12 protein-coding genes are annotated in these 17,326 nt (G+C 68.8%); 7 read left to right on the forward strand and 5 right to left on the reverse strand.

Annotated features, from left to right (window positions below):
• Window positions 1-25 precede the first annotated feature (25 nt).
• Both ACIQNU_RS20035 and ACIQNU_RS20040 read left to right on the forward strand, forming a co-directional pair.
• Window positions 26-2,059 (forward strand): beta-galactosidase, encoded by a 2,034-nt coding sequence (locus tag ACIQNU_RS20035; RefSeq protein WP_401367916.1) that lies wholly within the window; start codon window positions 26-28, stop codon window positions 2,057-2,059.
• Window positions 2,060-2,109: 50 nt separating this feature from the next.
• Window positions 2,110-3,114, forward strand: coding sequence for a LacI family DNA-binding transcriptional regulator (locus ACIQNU_RS20040; RefSeq protein WP_401367919.1), 1,005 nt, complete (start codon window positions 2,110-2,112; stop codon window positions 3,112-3,114).
• On the opposite strand, the gene ACIQNU_RS20045 is transcribed toward ACIQNU_RS20040, so the two are convergent.
• The 3 genes from ACIQNU_RS20045 to ACIQNU_RS20055 form a co-directional block, all read right to left on the reverse strand.
• On the reverse strand, window positions 3,080-4,183 hold the full coding sequence (locus ACIQNU_RS20045; protein ID WP_401367921.1) for a mannonate dehydratase: 1,104 nt from the start codon (window positions 4,181-4,183) through the stop codon (window positions 3,080-3,082). The two genes, ACIQNU_RS20040 and ACIQNU_RS20045, sit on opposite strands and share 35 nt — an antisense overlap.
• A 115-nt stretch (window positions 4,184-4,298) precedes the next feature.
• The gene (locus ACIQNU_RS20050; RefSeq protein WP_401367923.1) at window positions 4,299-5,033 is read right to left on the reverse strand and encodes an SDR family NAD(P)-dependent oxidoreductase; all 735 of its coding nucleotides are present in this window, start codon (window positions 5,031-5,033) and stop codon (window positions 4,299-4,301) included.
• A 65-nt stretch (window positions 5,034-5,098) separates the two neighbouring features.
• Window positions 5,099-5,755 (reverse strand): GntR family transcriptional regulator, encoded by a 657-nt coding sequence (locus tag ACIQNU_RS20055; protein WP_401367926.1) that lies wholly within the window; start codon window positions 5,753-5,755, stop codon window positions 5,099-5,101.
• A gap of 309 nt (window positions 5,756-6,064) precedes the next feature.
• Between ACIQNU_RS20055 and ACIQNU_RS20060 the strand changes: the two genes are divergently transcribed.
• From ACIQNU_RS20060 to ACIQNU_RS20075, 4 genes are all read left to right on the forward strand, one after another.
• Window positions 6,065-7,354: an ABC transporter substrate-binding protein gene (locus tag ACIQNU_RS20060; RefSeq protein ID WP_401367929.1), complete on the forward strand. Its 1,290-nt coding sequence runs from the start codon at window positions 6,065-6,067 to the stop codon at window positions 7,352-7,354.
• A 90-nt stretch (window positions 7,355-7,444) separates the two neighbouring features.
• Complete coding sequence (locus ACIQNU_RS20065) at window positions 7,445-8,338, forward strand: carbohydrate ABC transporter permease (RefSeq protein ID WP_401367931.1); 894 nt, start codon at window positions 7,445-7,447, stop codon at window positions 8,336-8,338.
• The gene (locus ACIQNU_RS20070; protein WP_401367934.1) at window positions 8,338-9,258 is read left to right on the forward strand and encodes a carbohydrate ABC transporter permease; all 921 of its coding nucleotides are present in this window, start codon (window positions 8,338-8,340) and stop codon (window positions 9,256-9,258) included. Before ACIQNU_RS20065 ends, ACIQNU_RS20070 begins: the two co-directional genes overlap by 1 nt.
• 21 nt (window positions 9,259-9,279) lie before the next feature.
• Window positions 9,280-12,153, forward strand: a complete 2,874-nt coding sequence (locus ACIQNU_RS20075; protein ID WP_401367937.1) for a fibronectin type III domain-containing protein — start codon at window positions 9,280-9,282, stop codon at window positions 12,151-12,153.
• A gap of 111 nt (window positions 12,154-12,264) precedes the next feature.
• Here the strand turns inward: ACIQNU_RS20075 and ACIQNU_RS20080 are convergent, their stop codons facing one another.
• Window positions 12,265-12,918, reverse strand: a complete 654-nt coding sequence (locus tag ACIQNU_RS20080) for a hypothetical protein (RefSeq protein ID WP_401367940.1) — start codon at window positions 12,916-12,918, stop codon at window positions 12,265-12,267.
• A 280-nt stretch (window positions 12,919-13,198) separates the two neighbouring features.
• Between ACIQNU_RS20080 and ACIQNU_RS20085 the strand changes: the two genes are divergently transcribed.
• Entirely contained in the window at window positions 13,199-16,120 is a 2,922-nt protein-coding gene (locus ACIQNU_RS20085) for a choice-of-anchor D domain-containing protein (protein WP_401367942.1), read from the forward strand.
• 91 nt (window positions 16,121-16,211) lie between these two features.
• Here the strand turns inward: ACIQNU_RS20085 and ACIQNU_RS20090 are convergent, their stop codons facing one another.
• Window positions 16,212-17,177: a pirin family protein gene (locus ACIQNU_RS20090; RefSeq protein ID WP_401367945.1), complete on the reverse strand. Its 966-nt coding sequence runs from the start codon at window positions 17,175-17,177 to the stop codon at window positions 16,212-16,214.
• Window positions 17,178-17,326: the final 149 nt, after the last annotated feature.

Consider the following 17,326-nt stretch of genomic DNA (forward strand, 5'->3'; position numbering starts at 1 on the left):
TTGTCGGGTGTGGGGAGAAGAGCGCGTGACCGCAGAGTGGATCCGTTGGCCCGCCAATGTCCTGGCCCGGTACGGCGGCCGGCCCGTGGCGTTCGGGGGTGACTACAACCCCGAGCAGTGGGACGAGAGTGTGTGGCCCGAGGACGCGCGTCTGATGCGCGAGGCCGGGGTCAATCTGATCACGGTCGGTGTCTTCTCCTGGTCGGTGCTGCAACCGGCGCCCGACCGCTGGAACTTCGGCTGGCTCGACCGCGTACTCGACCTGCTGCACGCACAGGACATCGCGGTGGATCTCGCGACGGCCACCGCGTCACCTCCGCCGTGGCTCACCACGCGGTTCCCGGAGGTCATGCCCGTCGACCGGGACGGGCGGACGATGGCGCAGGGCGGGCGTCAGGCGTGGTCGCCCTCGTCGGCGATCTACCGCGAGCACTCGCTCGTCCTGGTCGAGAAGCTGGCGGAGCGCTACGGCGAACACCCCGCTCTCGCGCTGTGGCACATCTCCAACGAACTCGGCGGGCACAACTCGCGGTGCTACGACGAGGCCAGTGCCGTGGCGTTCCGGAGCTGGCTCAAGGAGCGGTACCAGGGTTCGCTCGACGCGTTGAACTCCGCCTGGACGACGAGCGCGTGGAGTCAGACGTACTCGGAGTGGGAGCAGATCCAGCCTCCCCGGGTGACGTTCACGGACTCGAACCCGACGCAGGTGCTGGACTTCGACCGGTTCAGCTCCGATCAGCTCCGAGAGCAGTTGCGGGCGGAGACCGCGGTACTGCGGCGGATCACGCCGGACGTCCCGATCACCACGAATCTGGTGCTCTTCGACGCCGGAAAGAACATGAACTACAGCTCGTGGACCGACGACATGGACCTCATCGCGAGCGACCACTACCTGCGGCCCGGTCCGGACGCCCATGTCGAGCTGGGGTTCTCGGCCGACCGGGCGCGCGGGCTGGCCAAGGGGAAGCCGTGGCTGCTCATGGAGACGGCCACCGGCGCCACGAGCTGGCGCCCCGTCAACCCCGCGAAGCGACCGGGCCAGTTGCGGCGGGACGTGCTCTCCCATGTCGCGCGGGGATCCGACGGGATCTGCTTCTTCCAGTGGCGGGCCGCCCAGGCGGGCGCCGAGCGGTTCCACTCCGCGATGCTTCCGCACGCCGGGGCCGACAGCCGCAAGTTCCGGGAGGTGGTGGCGCTCGGCAAGGAGCTGGCTTCGTACGCCGATGTGCTGGGCAGCGAGGTGGTCGCGGACTGCGCGGTGCTCTTCTCCGAGGAGGCGTGGTGGGCGGCCGACCGGAACTCGCATCCGCACAACGGCCTCTCGTACATGGAGACCGCCCTCGGCTGGTACGGGAGTCTGCGCGACGCGGGCGTCACGGCGGATGCCGTACCCCTGACCGCCGATCTGTCCGCGTACCGGCTGATCGTCGTGCCGATGCTCTATCTGGTGTCCGACGAGGACGCGGCGCGTGTCGCAGCCGCCGCCGAAGCGGGGGCGACCGTGCTGGTCACCTACTTCTCCGGCATCGTGGATCCGCTCGACCGGGTGCGGCTCGGCGGGTACCCGGGGGCGTTCCGTGAGCTGCTCGGCGTGCGGGTGGAGGAGTTCGCGCCGCTGCCGGCGCCGGAGCGTGTGGAGATCGAGGGGGTGACGGGCCCTGCCCGGGTCTCCACCTGGCACGAGGAGATCGACCTCACCGACGCGAAGGACGAGGCCCGGTATGTCGGCGGCGACTTCCCGGGCGCCCCGGCGATCACCCGGGCCACCCGGGGTGAGGGTGAAGCCTGGTATGTGGGCGTGGAGTTGGACGCCGATGCCCGTACGCGTCTGGTGGGAGTGCTGGCGGAGCGGGCCGGGGTGACGGCCGTGCCGCCCGTCGGCGGACTCGACATCGTGGTGCGCCGCTCGGCCGATCACGACTACGTGTTCCTCATCAACCACGGCGACACCGCGGCGACCGTGCCCGGGTCGGGAACCGACCTGCTGGACGGGTCGGTCCACGAGGGAGAGGTCACGGTTCCGGCGGGCGGGGCGCGGGTCGTCAGGCGGGGCCGCTGACGCATGGCACAGTACGATCGGTCGGTAGCAGTCGTCGGCTGGAGACCACAGTGGCGCGCAACCCCACGATGAACGACGTCGCCCGCGAAGCACAGGTCAGCCTCAAGACCGTTTCGCGGCACGTCAACGGGGCGACGAACATCGATCCCGCACTCGCGGCGCGGATCAGTGCGGCGATCGTGAAGCTGGGGTACCGCCGTAACCTCTCGGCGGCGAGTCTGCGGCCCGGCCGGACGAGCAAGACCATCGGCCTGGTCATCAGCGACCTCGCGAACCCGTACTACTCGACGCTCGCACGGGCCGTCGAGAGTGTGGCGGACGCGGCGGGGTACCTCGTCACCATCGCCAGCTCCAACGAGGAAGGGCCGCGCCACGACCGGCTGATGGACCGGCTCATGGAGCAGCGCGTGGACGGTGTGATCGTGGTGCCGCCGCGCCATCCCGCCCGCGACTGGTCGGAGGTGCCGCCGCCGATCCCGCCGCTGGTCTTCCTCGACCGGCCCGCGCCGTTCGCCGACGCCGACACCGTGCTCGCCGACAACGCGGGCGGCGCCCGTGCGGCGACGCTCGCGCTCTCCGGCGCGGGTGCGCGGCGCATTGCCTACGTCGGTGACTCCCCCGACATCCACACCATGCGCGAACGGCACGCCGGATACACGACCGCGCTCACCGAGGCCGGGATCCGCGCCGACGACTCGCTCACGATCACGTCGGCACACACCAGGGAGCAGGCGGAACGCGCGGTCGGTGCGCTGCTGCGCGAGGATGCCGCCGATGCCGTGTTCACGGCCAACAACCGTTCCACCATTGGTGCGTTGCTGGCGTTCCAGGAGGCAGGGCGGCGGCTTCCGCTCGTCGGCTTCGACGACTTCGAGACGTCGTTGCTCGGCAACCCTCCGGTGTCGGTGGTGAGTCAGGACATCGAACTGATGGGTCGCACCGCCGCCGAGTCGGTGCTCGCCCGGCTGAGGGGTGACACCTCGGCGTTCGCCACCAAGGTGCTGCCCACGCGGCTGATCCTCAGGGGATCGGAAAGGCGGCCGGAGCGGGGGTAGACCCTGCGGGTTCCTCCTCCTTCGCGGCCACACTGTCGTGCTCGTCCAACCCCAGCCCGTTCAGGACGCCTTGCAGGTATCCGATCGCGTGGGCCCGGCCCCGGCTGCAGTACGCCTCGGACGAGATGTCGCCCCAGGTGTCCAGGTCCCCGATCATCGCGGGCACATGGTCGTCGATGAGGAAACCGTCGAATCCGGACTCGTGGAGCCGCCGGATCACTCGGGCCGGGTGGAAATTGCCTTCACCGAGGAAGCATTCGCTGAACCGCGGCACCGTGCCCTGGACGTCCCGGAAGTGGACGTAGAAGATGGCAGGTCCCAGGAGGTCGATGACCGCGTTGACGGACTCCTCGCCCGCCATCTCCGACACCGTGCCCAGACAGAGGTTCAGCCCCCACGAGGGGCTGCCGCCCGCTTGTCCGTGGGCCCGCCCGATGGCGTCGGGCGAGGTGAAGATCCGCGCGATGCCGCCCAAGGGCTCGGCCGTGGGCGGATCGTCGGGGTGCAGCGCGAGGCGCACACCGACCTCCTCGGCGACGGGCAGCACCGCGTCGAGGAAGTACTGGTGGTTGGCCCACATCTGCTCGGCCGTGATCGGCTCGTCCACCGGGTGGTCCGGGGTCAGCCGGTAGCCGGCGAGCGCGTTGCCGCCGTCGACGTCGGCCAGGTCGAAGACAGTGACCTTGGCACCGCCGCGCCCCCGCGCGGCCATGTCGGTGCGCCAGACGTAGGTGGCGAGGAAGTTGTAGCCGAGCAGGTCGATGCCCACGGCGGCCATGTTGCGGATGGTCTTCCGGTAGTTCTCGATCTGCTCGTCGCGGCCCGGCAGGCCGCGCTGGATCTTCCAGAAGTGTGCGAGCGGAACGTTTTCCAGGCCGTCGATCCTCAGCCCGTCGGCGTCGCAGCGGTCCCGGAGTGCCCGCAGTTCGGGCAGGCTCCAGTAGCCGTCGGTGCCGGGCAGCAGGTCCGGTGTGTGGAGCTGTACACCGGACAGGCCGAGTTGGTGGGCGAACGTCGCGATCCTGTCGTCGTACGTGTCGACATGGCCGAGGGAGATGCGTACGGTCATGCCCGGCCGACCCGCTGTCGGCCGAGCCCGTCGATCTCGAACTCCATGACATCGCCTTTCTTCAAGGGGGTAACCGTGCTCTTGATCATGGTGATCCGATCTGGGGAAAGGGCCCTCAGCCGGCGAGCAGGCCGCCGTCCACGGCCAGTTCGGTGCCGGTGATGAACGCCGCCTCGTCCGAGGCGAGGTAGACGGCCGCCGCCGCGACCTCCGCAGGAGTGCCGAGGCGCCCCATCGGCTGCCTGGCGACCAGGTGCGCGCGGGCGCTCTCCGGGTCGTCGGCCGCGGCGAGGAGCCGGCCCACCCAGGGTGAGTCGACGGTGCCGGGGCAGATGCTGTTGCACCGGACGCCGGTTCCCGCGTACTGCACGGCGACCTGGCGGGTGAAGGCGATCACGGCACCTTTGCTGGCGCAGTAGGCGGCGCGGTCCTTCAGGCCGACGAGTCCGGCCACGGACGCCGTGTTGATGACGACCCCGTACCGCTGGGCGAGCATGTGCGGCAGCGCGAACTTCGTTCCGAGGAACACACCGCGGCTGTTGACCGCGAAGGTGTGGTCCCACTCCTCGACCGTGCAGGCGATGGGGTCGGTCGTCGATGACGTTCCGGCGTTGTTGCAGAGGATGTGCAGGGCGCCGGTGTCGGACACGGTGCGGGACACCGCCGCCGCGAAGGAGTCGGCGTCGGTCACGTCCACGGTGAGGGGGACGCTGCCGTCCGGTACACCGGCGGGGTCGAGATCCGCCGCGTACACCGTTGCCCCTTCGTCCAGGAATCGGCGGGTCATCTCGTGGCCTATGCCGGAACCGGCGCCGGTGACGAGTACCGTCCGCCCGTCGAATCTGCTCACGTGGTCATGTCCTTTTCGGGTTCGAGGTGTCCTCGTGGTCGATCGGTGTGGTCGATCAGGTCTGGTCAATCAGTGAAGTAGTCCGGGTACTCGGCGCGCAGCTCCGGGCCGCGTTCCAGGGCGCGTCGGGCGTGCCGGCTGATCAGGGCGCGGCCGGACGGCAGGTCCGCCTCCTCCAGGGCGTCCACGATCAGCCGGTGTTCGTCGATCAGTTCGCGCATGGCGGCGGCGCCCGGGAGGGACAGCCTGCGCAGCCGGTCGAGTTGGAGCTTCATCCGCTGGACGGCCTGCCAGGCACCGGGGTAGCCGCTGAGGGTGAAGATCTCGGTGTGCAGCGCCTCGTCTGCGGTGAAGAAGGCGTCGTAGTCCTCGGTGCGGTAGCAGTGTTCCTGCCGTTCCAGCAGTTCGCGCAGGACGGTGACGTCCGGTGGGGGGCCGGCGCAGGCCACCTCGAAGGCGGCGACCTCCAGGCTCTCGCGGACGAAGCGTGCCTCTTCCACGTCCCGCAGCCGGATCAGCCCCACGCGCGTGCCCACCTGGGGCACGACATGCACGAGCCCCGCGTCGACCAGCCGGGCCAGGGCCTCGCGCACCGGGGTGCGGCTGACGTGCAGCCGCGCGGCGAGGTCCGTCTCGGACAGGGAGGCTCCGGGGGCGAGCCTCAGCTCGCGGATCGCGGAGACCAACTCGTCGTAGACACGGTCGGACGTCCGTACCCGCACGCCGTCCCTGCTGATCGGGGACAGCCTCGGATCGCCCGGGACCGGTGCCCGCTCGGGGCCAGGTGAAGGAGGAGGGGGAGGAGGGGGATTCACGAAATGATCGTTGCATGCCACGAACTTGTATGCAAGTATCCCGCCGTTAACACGACCTCATGGATCGTGCGTCGCGTCCCAGCGCATCACCCCCATCGCGCCCGCTCTCCGGACTCGGTAACGGACCCCGCACAGTTCCTGATCGGGAACGCGCCGAAGACGTTCAACGGCGACAAGAGCATCCGTACAACCAGAAATTGAGAGGCAGTCATGGTCATGCGCAGGGCGAGACTCGCCGGGGCGGCCCTTCTGGCCGCCGCCGGCATCATGCTGACGGCGTGCGGTGGCGGCGGCACCGAGGCAAGCGACAGCGGCCCGGCGAACATCACCTTCTGGGGCTGGGCGGCGGGCTACGAGAAGTCCGTCGCGCTCTGGAACAAGACCCACCCCGACATCCAGGTGAAATACGAGGCCATCACGGACGGTGGCGCGGGTGGCTACGACAAGATGTTCACCGCCGCCAAGGCGGGCAAGGCGCCGTGTCTGGCGCAGGTCGGCTACGAGACGTTCTCCAGCTTCCTCGCCGCCGGTGTCCTTCAGGACATCAGCGACCATGTCGAGCCGCAGCGGGACGAGTTCGCCGACTGGGTGTGGGGCAATGTCGGTGTCAACGGCAAGGCGTACGGTGTGCCGGTCGACACCGCGCCGATGGCCATGTTCTACCGCGCCGACCTCTTCAAGGACGCGAAGATCGCCGTCCCGAAGACCTGGGACGAGTTCACGGCGGCTGCCGCCAAGGTGAAGGCCGCCGATCCGTCGTCGCGCCTCATGAACCTTCCGACCGACCCGTACCTCTACGCCGGGTTCGCCTGGCAGGGCGACGCCCCGTGGTTCGGGGTCAAGGGTGACGCGTGGTCCGTTTCGCTCGACAGCTCCGCCAACACCAAGGTCGCCGACTACTGGCAGGGCCTCTTCGACAAGCAACTCGTCACCTCCTACCCGGCGTTCGACGCGGCGCTGTACTCCGCGTGGAGCAAGGGCAAGGTGTGGGCCGAGGTCGGTCCTGTCTGGTCGGCGTCCCTCATCCGGGACAACGCGGCCGGCTCCGCGGGCAAGTGGGCCGTCGCGCCGATGCCGCGGTGGGGCACCACGGACGCGGTCGGCAACTCCGGCGGATCGGCCACCGCCGTGATGAAGGACTGCGACCGGCCGAAGGAGGCCACCGAGTTCGCGCTGTGGATGTCGACCAACGACGAGTCGGTGTCCAACCTGATCGCGTCGGCGGCCATCCTCCCGGCCTCCAAGTCCGGCCTCGCCAACACGGCGCTCGACGCCCCGCAGAGCTACTACGGCGACCAGCCCATCTACCAGACCTTCCGCGAGGAGGCCGCCAAGGTGAACGACACCTGGCGGTGGGGGCCGGTCATGTCCACCACGGCCACGGGGCTCGGTGACGGTCTCGGCAAGGTGCACACCAAGAAGGCGACCTTCGCGGACGCGCTCGCAGGCGCCCAGAAGGGCACGCTCGACGCGCTGCGCGCCCAGGGATTCTCGGTGAGCGAGTAGCACCACCGGCACCACGCGGGGGTCGTGGGCCGCGCGACCCCCGCATATCCGCAACTCCGCACCGCCACAGAAGAGGTGACCGTGTCTCCCGTGACGATTCGGCGGCGCCGAATCCGCGAGCTTCGGCGAGCCGCGCCATTCGTTCTGCCGTTCCTTCTGCTCTTCGTCGTCGTCTACCTGGTGCCCACCGTGTACTCCGTGGGCCAGAGCTTCTTCGCCGTGAAACGCTCCGGCCTCGGCCTCGGCGGGTCCGAGACCGTCTTCGCGGGCTTCGACAACTACGTCCGGGTGTTCCAGGACGGGGACTTCCTCGCGTCCCTGGGCCGGGTGGCGTTCGTCGGTGTCGTCCAGGTGCCCGTGATGCTCGTCATCGCGCTGACCCTGGCCCTGCTCATCGACTCCTCGACGTCGAAGGGCCGCAAGTTCTTCCGTATCGCCTACTTCGTGCCCTACGGGCTGCCCGGGGTGATCGCGGGCCTGGTGTGGTCGTTCCTGTACGCGCCCACCTTGAGCCCGATCACGCGAGGGCTCGGGGCGATCGGCATCGACGTGAGCTTCGTCAGTGACGGCGCCCTGCCGTTCTCGATCGCGAACATCCTGACGTGGGCCTGGACGGGCTACAACACGATCCTGATCTACGCGGCTCTGCAGGCCGTGCCCGAGGAGACGATGGAGGCCGCCGCGCTCGACGGCTGCTCGGGCTGGAAGGCCGCGCTGCTCATCAAGGTCCCGCAGATCCGCCCGGCCCTGCTGCTCACCCTGGTCTTCTCGATCATCGGCACGTTCCAGCTCTACAACGAGCCGGCCACCATGAAATCGGTGGCACCGAACCTGTCGTCCACCTACACACCGATCATGGCCGCCCTCCGCTCGCTCTCGGCCAACGACTTCAACTACGCCGCCGCGCAGTCCGTGGTCCTCGGCGCGCTGATCTGTGTCGTGTCCGTCTTTGTCTTCCGCGCATCGGCCAGGAGCGTCGACTGATGACCACCAGCACGCAATCGCCCCCGCGCACCGCACCGGTCGCCGAGAAGCCGAAGCCGCGCCGCCCCAAGGCCCATCCGTTCACGACCGTGAACCCCACGTCGCGCCTGTTCGTGCTGGCCGTGATGTCCCTGTTCGCACTCTACTTCCTGCTCCCTGTGTGGTGGCTGGTCGTCTCCGCGACCAAGGGCAGCGGGGAGATCTTCTCGGGCAACGGCTTCTGGTTCGGCGAGCACTTCGCCCTGTTCGACAACATCCGGACGCTGTTCCAGGCGCAGGGCGGCATCTACTCCCGCTGGCTGCTCAACTCACTGCTGTACGCGGTGGGCGGCGGGATCGTCTCCACGATGCTGGCGGCGCTGTGCGGCTACGCGCTCGCGAAGTTCCCTTTCCCGGGGCGCGAGGCGGTCTTCGGAACGGTCCTCGCCGCCGTGCTGCTTCCGGCGCCCGTCCTCGCCATCCCGCTCTATCTGGTGTTCAGCTACACCGGGACCATCAACACCTTCTGGGCCGTCTTCATCCCGAGCATCGTCAGCCCCTTCGGTGTGTATCTCAGCCGGATCTACGCGGCCTCCTCGATTCCGGACGCGCTGATCGAGTCCGGCCGGATCGACGGGGCGGGCGAGCTGCGCATCTTCGCGATGTGCGCACGGCTGATGGCGCCCGCCATGGTCACGATCTTCCTGTTCCAGTTCGTCGCGATCTGGACGAACTTCCTGCTGCCCTCCCTCATGCTCGCGGACACCTCACTGCAACCGGTGACCGTGGGTCTCGTCGGCTGGCGCGAACTCCAGGGCTATCCCATCAGCTACACCACGGTCGTCACGGGCGCGCTCGTCTCGGTCGTGCCGGTCGTCGCCATGTTCATCTCGTTGCAGTCGTTCTGGAGCAAGGGCCTCGTCACGGGAGCCGTCAAGTAGCTCACCCGCATCAACGAATGGATGATTATGAACATCCTGACGCGAACATGGGCATGCCTGTGCGTCGCGGTGCTTCTCGCGGCACCGGCCACCGCCGCCCAGGCGGCCGACCCACCACCCACCGACCCCCGCGCCACCGAAGCCGCCACCAACCTTCTCGCCACCAATCTTCTCGCCGCCGACATGGACACCGGGTTCGACGGCGCCACCAGCCCGCTGACCCTGGCGAACACGGGGACGGGTGGCACCCAGCAGATCGTGAGCGTCGGGGGCGACAACGCGGTCGAACTGCGGGACGCGTCCCTGGGCACCAACCTCTCCAGCTACTTCTACAAGCGGTTCTCGACCGGCGCGCTCAAGGACCGCATCAACGCGATCTACGGACAGCCGGTCGGCAGCCCCGCCCAGCAGTTCGTCCTGCAGTACGACCTCAAGCGGAGCGCGAAGAGCAGCAAGCCGGTCGCGAAGGACATCTACGCGCAGATCCAGTTCGGCAACTTCGACAACAATCTCGTGCCGCGCTTTCCCGTCCCGGCCATGAGTGTCACGACCACCTCCGCCTATGCCGACACCTCAGGCAGTCTCACGCGGATCGATGACACCGACATCGCGGAGTACCGCTTCACGATCGTGCCCAACGGCGGTCAGCGGCTGATATCGACCGTCGAACTCGGCTTCTCGGTCCGCGTCGACACCGGTGGCACCGACGAGGCGATCACCGTCGACAACCTCGACATCCACGAGGACGGCGGCGGCATCTCCGACTCGGAGCCGCCGACCGCGCCGACCGCGCTCACCCGCGCCGCCGCGTCCGGCAACAGTGTGTCGCTGACCTGGACGGCGTCGACCGACAACGTCGGCGTGACCGGCTACGACGTCTACCGCGACGGCTACCAGGTCGCCTCGGTCACCGGGTCCACCACGTCGGCGGTCGTCGGCACGCTGATGCCCGACACGAAGTACACCTTCACCGTGCGGGCGCGGGACGCGAGCAACAACGTCAGTGCGCCGAGCGCGCCTCTCGACGCCTCGACCGGACCGTATGTGCCCGAGGCGCCGGCGCCCTATCCCGGCACCCAGCAGACACGGACGCAGTGGCTGTGGGACAAGGCGAAGGCCATGAAGGAGGAGAGCGGCGCCGTCAACGTGGCTTCGTACACGGCGCAGTTGGCGGACAACCAGAACGCCGCGACGAACCTCTCCAAGCTCGACGCGCAGTTCCAGCTCTACGACTACGAGCAGTACAAGACCATGGCGAAGATGTACTCGTACCTCATGGTCGGTGACAAGTTCGACGCGGCCATGCTGTCCCATGTGCGGAGCTACTTCGGCTCGTACGCCTATCAGAAGCTGCCGCAGACCGAGAATCTGCGGATGAGCAACTACGCCACGGGATATCTCGTCGGCCAGTACTTTCCCGACCTTGCCGATCTGAACGGCAATTCCGGGGCGCAGTTGATGGCCGCCAACAAGGCCAACGTCCTGGAGATGGTGAACGCGGGTGTGCGGCGCGGCTGGGCGGAGTACCAGAGCCCCGAGTACACCTTCATGACGTACTTCTGCCTGAACGCCCTCTACCAGTGGGCGGACGACCAGGAGTTCCGCAACCAGGTCAAGATGGCCATGGACGTGATGTGGTTCGAGTGGGCGAACGACTGGATCGACGGCTACATGATCTCGTCGCTGAGCCGCGCGAAGGGTGACTCGGCCGCGGTCAACGACCCGACCTGGCGGCCCGCGGACCACTCGACGCTCGCCTGGACGTACTTCGGCGCGCACCGCAAGCAGTTGGGCGTGGGTGAGTCGGACAACCCGGCGCCCTCCGCGTACCGCCCGAACCTTGAGTACGGGGCGCTCGTCGCCTGGTCGGGGACGCGCTATTCGCCGCCCGACCTGGCGGTGAAGATCGGCCGGGACACCGACAAGTCGTACACCTCGCGCAAGACGAACCTCCAGAACTCCAGCGGACGTGCGATGAACATCTACCGCACGACATATGTGCGGCCCACCTGGGGCCTGGGCACCGAGGTCCAGTTCCGCAGGGTCGACAACTGGATCGAGGACATGCCGCTCGTGCTCCGCTGGCGGTCCGACGCGGCGAACCCGCTGTTCCGGCTCTCGGTCGACCAGGGCAACGCGTCGATCGGCGCCTACAACCAGCCCGCCAACCAGCGGGTGATGCAGAGCGGTCCGACGGCCGTCGGTGTCTACAAGTCGTCCGGTGACCAGACGTCGAACTACGTCAACGCGCTCTTCCCGACGAACGGTTCGATCCTGGAACGGCGTCAGGCCGACGGCTGGACGGTCGCGAACACCGGGTCGATGTACTTCGCCTACAAGATGGCGAAGCCCGGCACCTGGTACCACCAGACGCCGAACGACCCGGCGAACAAGGTGAAGACGACGACGCAGAACCACCCGACCGCGAGCCTCAGTTACAGCTACGACATCCTGCGCAGCCAGGCCGACACCAACGGCTGGGTGCTGGAGTCGGCCGATGCGTCCGCGTACACCGACTTCGACGCGTTCGTCAGTGCGCTCACCAACACCACCAGCCTGGACCTGAGCCACCTGGAGGACGCGAACCCGCGCATCGTCTACCACAGCCTGAAGGGCGACGACCTCGACATCACCTTCGACTCGGCGTCGGCGGCCCCCTCCGGCGCCCACCTGGTGAACGGCACACCAGTCGACTACGACGCGTTCAAGCTGTTCGACACCCCGTGGCTCCAACAGGACAAGCTGGGCGCCACGTTCAAGGCGACGGTCGACGGAGAATCCGTCGTCTACGACTTCGACCAGTGGACCATCACTCCCGCAGCCACCCAGAGGGCGAGGGCGGCGCGCGACTGGGATCAGCGAAAGGATCAGCGGGCCGCGCGGCACGGGCGGTAGGAGCGGCCGACAAGAGCAGAAGCATCGCCGCGTGAACCGGGGCGGTCCCTCGATGATCAAGCCATCGAGGGACCGCCCCGGGCCGTTGACCAGGTCGGGGTACACCCCAGTTCATCCGAGGAGAGCCGCGATCTTCCGCGCCCCGTCCGCCGTAGAGGTGAGCCGGGCCCAGGAGCCGTCGCGGAAGGAGATCTTGATGTCGGTCTCGGCCATGCTGAACCGCTTGACCTCCGCGGCGACGATCTCGTCCCGGGGCAGCGACCAGAGCACGGCATCGGATCCCGGAACCTTGTCACCGCCGCCCCAGGAGAGGACCCGGTTGCCCCGCGCCGGCGTGGCCTCGTACGACGTCACGCGTACGAGCCCGTCGGACCCGGCCGGTTCGATCTCGGTCACCGTGGTCCGGGGCCGCCGGGACGGATCGAGCTGCCAGGGCAGCGTACGAGCGGTCTCGCCGACGCCCGCCCAGATGACGGGGAAGTCGTCGACCTCGTTCTCCCGCTCCTCCAGCTTCCCGCGCTTGTCGGGCACCTGGGAACTGATGGCGTAGATCGGCAGCAACAGGAGCCCCGTGAGGAAGGCGAGGGCGTAGCGGCCGACCCTGCCGAAGAACCCCCGCACGGCGAAGGCCGGTCCCGGGGGCCAGCCGGGCAGGTCGGCCTCGATGTCGTTGCGGTCGTGGTCGCGGAAGGAGCGCCGGTTCTCCACCGAGGCGGCGGAACCGCTCGCGAACTCGACCCGGTAGCGCTCCGGTTGCTCGTCCATGGCCTTCCCCTGTCGTGTGCGCGGATCAGCGGACCCTACCCGTCCGGCGCGCGGTCGAACTCGTACGGGGTCATGGGCGGTCGCCCCACGCAGGGCGGTGCGGAGACCTGCCCATCGGATTCCTCAACTGGTCGCTAACTTGCGCGTCCTGTTCAACATATTGACGGAGTACTGTCACCAATTTACGGTGTGGGGCGTCCCGCCGGGCAGCGGCGGTCCCGGCATCCATATGACCGCGGAACGTCCGGCTCTTCTCCTTTCCACTGGAAGGGGTCAGTTGATGAAGAAGAGCGGCAGGCTGCGTGCCTGGACGTTCGCTACGACCGTGGCGTTACTCGCGGGGGGCCTGGCGTCGGTGTCGGGCACCGCCGCGGCGGCCACCGCCGCACGCGCCGAATCCCCGTTCGACTTTCCGGGGCGCGGTGCCACCGTGCCCTTCACGGAGATCGAGGCCGAAGACGCCGTCAGCACGGGCCAGGTGATCGGCTCCGACCGGATCTACACCCGCCTTCCCTCCGAGGCGTCCGGGCGCAGAGCCGTCACGCTCAGCGGCTCCGGCCAGTACGTCGAGTTCACGCTCACCAAGCCGGCCAACGCCGTGACGGTGCGCTACAGCGTGCCGGACAACAGCGCCGGGACCGGCCAGAACACCACCGCCGACCTGCGCGTCAACGGCGCTCACGTCAAGGATCTGCCGCTCACCTCCCGGTACGGCTGGTTCTACGGCAGCTACCCGTTCACCAACACCCCGGGCGACAAGCCCCACCACTTCTACGACGAGACGCGGACCATGTTCGGGTCCACGCTCGCCGCCGGGGACAAGGTGCGGATCCAGTCCACCGGCGGTGTCGCGATCACCGTCGACCTGGCCGACTTCGAACTGGTCCCCAACCCGGTCGCCCGTCCCACCGGGTCGCTGTCCGTCGACGATTTCGGCGCCGTCCGCAACGGCACCACCGATTCGACCGCCGCTTTCCAGGCAGCAGTCGACGCGGGCAAGGCCCAGGGCAAGGCCGTATGGATTCCCGAGGGGACGTACACCCTGTGGGACCACGTCGTCGTCGACGGCGTGACCCTCGCCGGCGCCGGCCCCTGGTACAGCGTGCTCACCGGCCGCCACCCCACCGACCGCAAGCGCGGGGTCGGGATCTACGGCAAGTACGTCTCCGGCGGCGGCTACACGGGCGCCATCCGCCCGCACGAGGCCGGCGGGCCGAGCCGCAACGTCACCCTCAAGGACTTCGCCATCATGGGCGAGATCACCGAACGGGTGGACGATGATCAGGTCAACGCGATCGGCGGCGCCATGACCGACTCGGTCGTGGACAACGTCTGGATGCAGCACACCAAGGTCGGGGCCTGGATGGACGGCCCGATGGACAACTTCACCATCAAGAACAGCCGCATCCTCGACCAGACCGCCGACGGCGTGAACTTCCACACCGGCGTCACCAACTCCCGGGTCACCAACACCTTTGTCCGCAACTCCGGGGACGACGGCCTGGCGATGTGGGCCGACCGCGTGCCGAACGTCAACAACTCCTTCGACCACAACACCGTGGTCGCGCCGATCCTGGCCAACAACATCGTCACCTACGGCGGCCGGGACATCAGCATCACCGACAACGTCGTCAGCGACACCCTCACCAACGGCGGCGGCATCCATGTCGCCAACCGCTACCCCAACGTGAACTCCACCTACGGCACCGCGCTGGCCGGAACCCACACCGTCGCGCGCAACACGCTGCTGCGCGCCGGGAACGCCGACTACAACTGGGACTTCGGAATCGGAGCCATGTGGTTCGACGGTGAGACCGAGCCGATCAACGCCACGATCAACGTCACGGACACCGACTTCCTGGACAGCTCCTACTCCGCCGTCCAGTTCATCCAGGGCAACACCAAGACCATCAACTTCAACAACGTGAAGATCGACGGCACCGGCACCTACATGCTCCAGGTGCAGTCCGGGACCACCGCGACCTTCACCAACGTCCGCGCGGACCACATCGGTGCGGGCGTCTCCATCCACAGTTGCGTCGGCGGGGCCTGGCTGCCGCAGCTCATCGGCACCGGCAACACCGGCTGGAGCCTCGGCTCCACGGTGTGCACCGGGACCTGGCCGGCTCCGAACTACATCTACCCCGGTGGCGGCGGCAGCCCCGGCGGCCTGTCCGGCTCACCCGGCCTGCTGTCCTTCGCCGCGCGGGAGGTCGGCAGCACCAGCCCCGCGCAGACCGTCACCGTCACCAACGGCGGCGCTTCCGCGGCTCCGATCGGCTCGGTCGCCGCGACCGGCGACTACGCCCAGACCAACACCTGCGGCACCTCGCTGGCCGCCGGCGCGTCCTGCACGGTCAGTGTCACCTTCAAACCCACCGCCACCGGCACCCGCACCGGCACACTCACCGTGGCGAGCACGGCCCCCGGCGGCCCGGTCACCGCCAACCTCACCGGCGTCGGCACCAACGGCGTCTCCCTGTCCGCCTCGCCGACCAGTCTGTCCTTCGCCTCGCGGGTGGTCGGGAGCACCAGTCCGGCGCAGGCCGTGACGGTCACCAACAACGGCACGGCCACCGCCAATCTGGGCACGGTCGCCGCCACCGGTGACTTCGCCCAGACCAGGACCTGCGGGACGACGCTGGCAGCGGGCGCGTCGTGCACGGTCAACGTCACCTTCGCCCCGACGTCCACCGGTACCCGGACCGGAACGCTCAGTGTGCCCAGCAACGACGCGAACAGCCCGCTGACCGTCGCGCTGAGCGGCACGGGCACATCCGCCAACCCCAACCTGGCCCAGGGCCGCCCGACCACCGAGACCAGCCACACCCAGACCTACTCCTCGGGCAACGCGGTCGACGGCAACGCCAACACCTACTGGGAGTCGGCCAACAACGCCTTCCCGCAGTCCCTCACCGTCGACCTCGGCTCGGCGGTCGACGTCAGCCGGATCGTGCTGAAGCTCCCGCCCGCCACCGCCTGGGCCACCCGCTCCCAGACCGTCGCGGTCACCGGCAGCACCGACAACGAGACCTACACCTCGATCGTCGCCGCGACCTCGTACACCTTCAACCCGGCCACCGGCAACACCGCCACCGTCACCTTCCCCGCCACCAACCGCCGCTACCTGCGGCTGACCTTCTCCGCCAACACCGGCTGGCCCGCCGCCCAGCTCTCCGAGCTGGAGGCATACACCTCCTGACGCACCCCTGAACGAGGCTCCGGGACAGGCACACTCCCCTGCCCCGGAGCCACAGGGCACCCGGGGTGCGCAGCTCCAGGAAATTCCCGGTTCAGCGCACCCTCCCCCGCGCCTTCAGAGGCACGGGCGGCAGTTCAGGGGCGGGCAGCGGGGCGCCGTCGTAGCCGACGACCTCGCCGAAGCGTGCGCCCGACATCCAGTCCGAGCGGGCCTGGGCGATGTCCTCCTGGGTGCGGCCGATGAAGTTCCACCACATGATCAGCTCCTCCTCGAAGGGCTCGCCGCCGAGGAGCATCAGTCCCGCGTCGGACGCGGCGCGCAGAGGCAGTTCGGTACGGCCGCAGCCGAGGTAGAGCATGGAGCCGGGCAGTACGGGGACCCCGTCGACGTGGGCCTCGCCGGACATGGAAAGCACCGCGTACTCGAAGTCCCGCTCCAGCGGAACGCTGACCTCGGCGCCCTCGGTCAGGGCGAGGTCGGCGCCCACGAGGGGTGTGTACGTCGTGCCGGGCGACGCCGTGCCGTCGAGCGAGCCGAGGATCAGCGTCGCGGTGAGGCCGGGTGCCGTCACGGTCGGCAGGTCGGCGTGGTGCTCGAAGTGCGGTGCGACATGCCGGTCCGCGTCGGGCAGCGCGACCCACAACTGTGCGCCGTGCAGCAGCCGGGCGTGCGCCTTGGGGCTCTCCTCGGAGTGGCTGATGGCCCGTCCGGACGTCATCAGGCCGAGCTGCTTGGGCCGGATCGTCTGGAGGCTGCCCGTGGAGTCGCGGTGCAGTACCTCGCCCTCGTGCAGCCAGCTCACCGTCTGCAGCCCCATGTGCGGGTGCGGCGGCACCTGCATACCGGGCTCGTCGGCGATGTCGTCGGGCCCGTAGTGATCGACGAAGCACCACGCGCCGACCATGCGCCGGCCGAGGTTGGGCAGCAGACGGCGGACTTCGGTGGACTCGCCCAGCTGGACGCGCCGGGGGCTGAGAAGCTCACGCACCGGCTCGGCGACGACGAACCCGCGGCCACCGCACTGCGCCGGCACCGCCTCGCGATCAAGATTGCTCATGCCGGACAACCTAGCCTCGTCGGGGCCGTCCCGTCAGACCCGGGCACCCCGCGCGGGCGGTGGAATATTCGTGCACCCGGGCCGGTTGCGGCGGGCGAGGAGGTTGCAGTGAACGAGACCTACAGCCAGACGTACGACGAGACCTACGG

Source organism: Streptomyces sp. NPDC091292 (assembly GCF_044757265.1).
Lineage (GTDB): Bacteria > Actinomycetota > Actinomycetes > Streptomycetales > Streptomycetaceae > Streptomyces.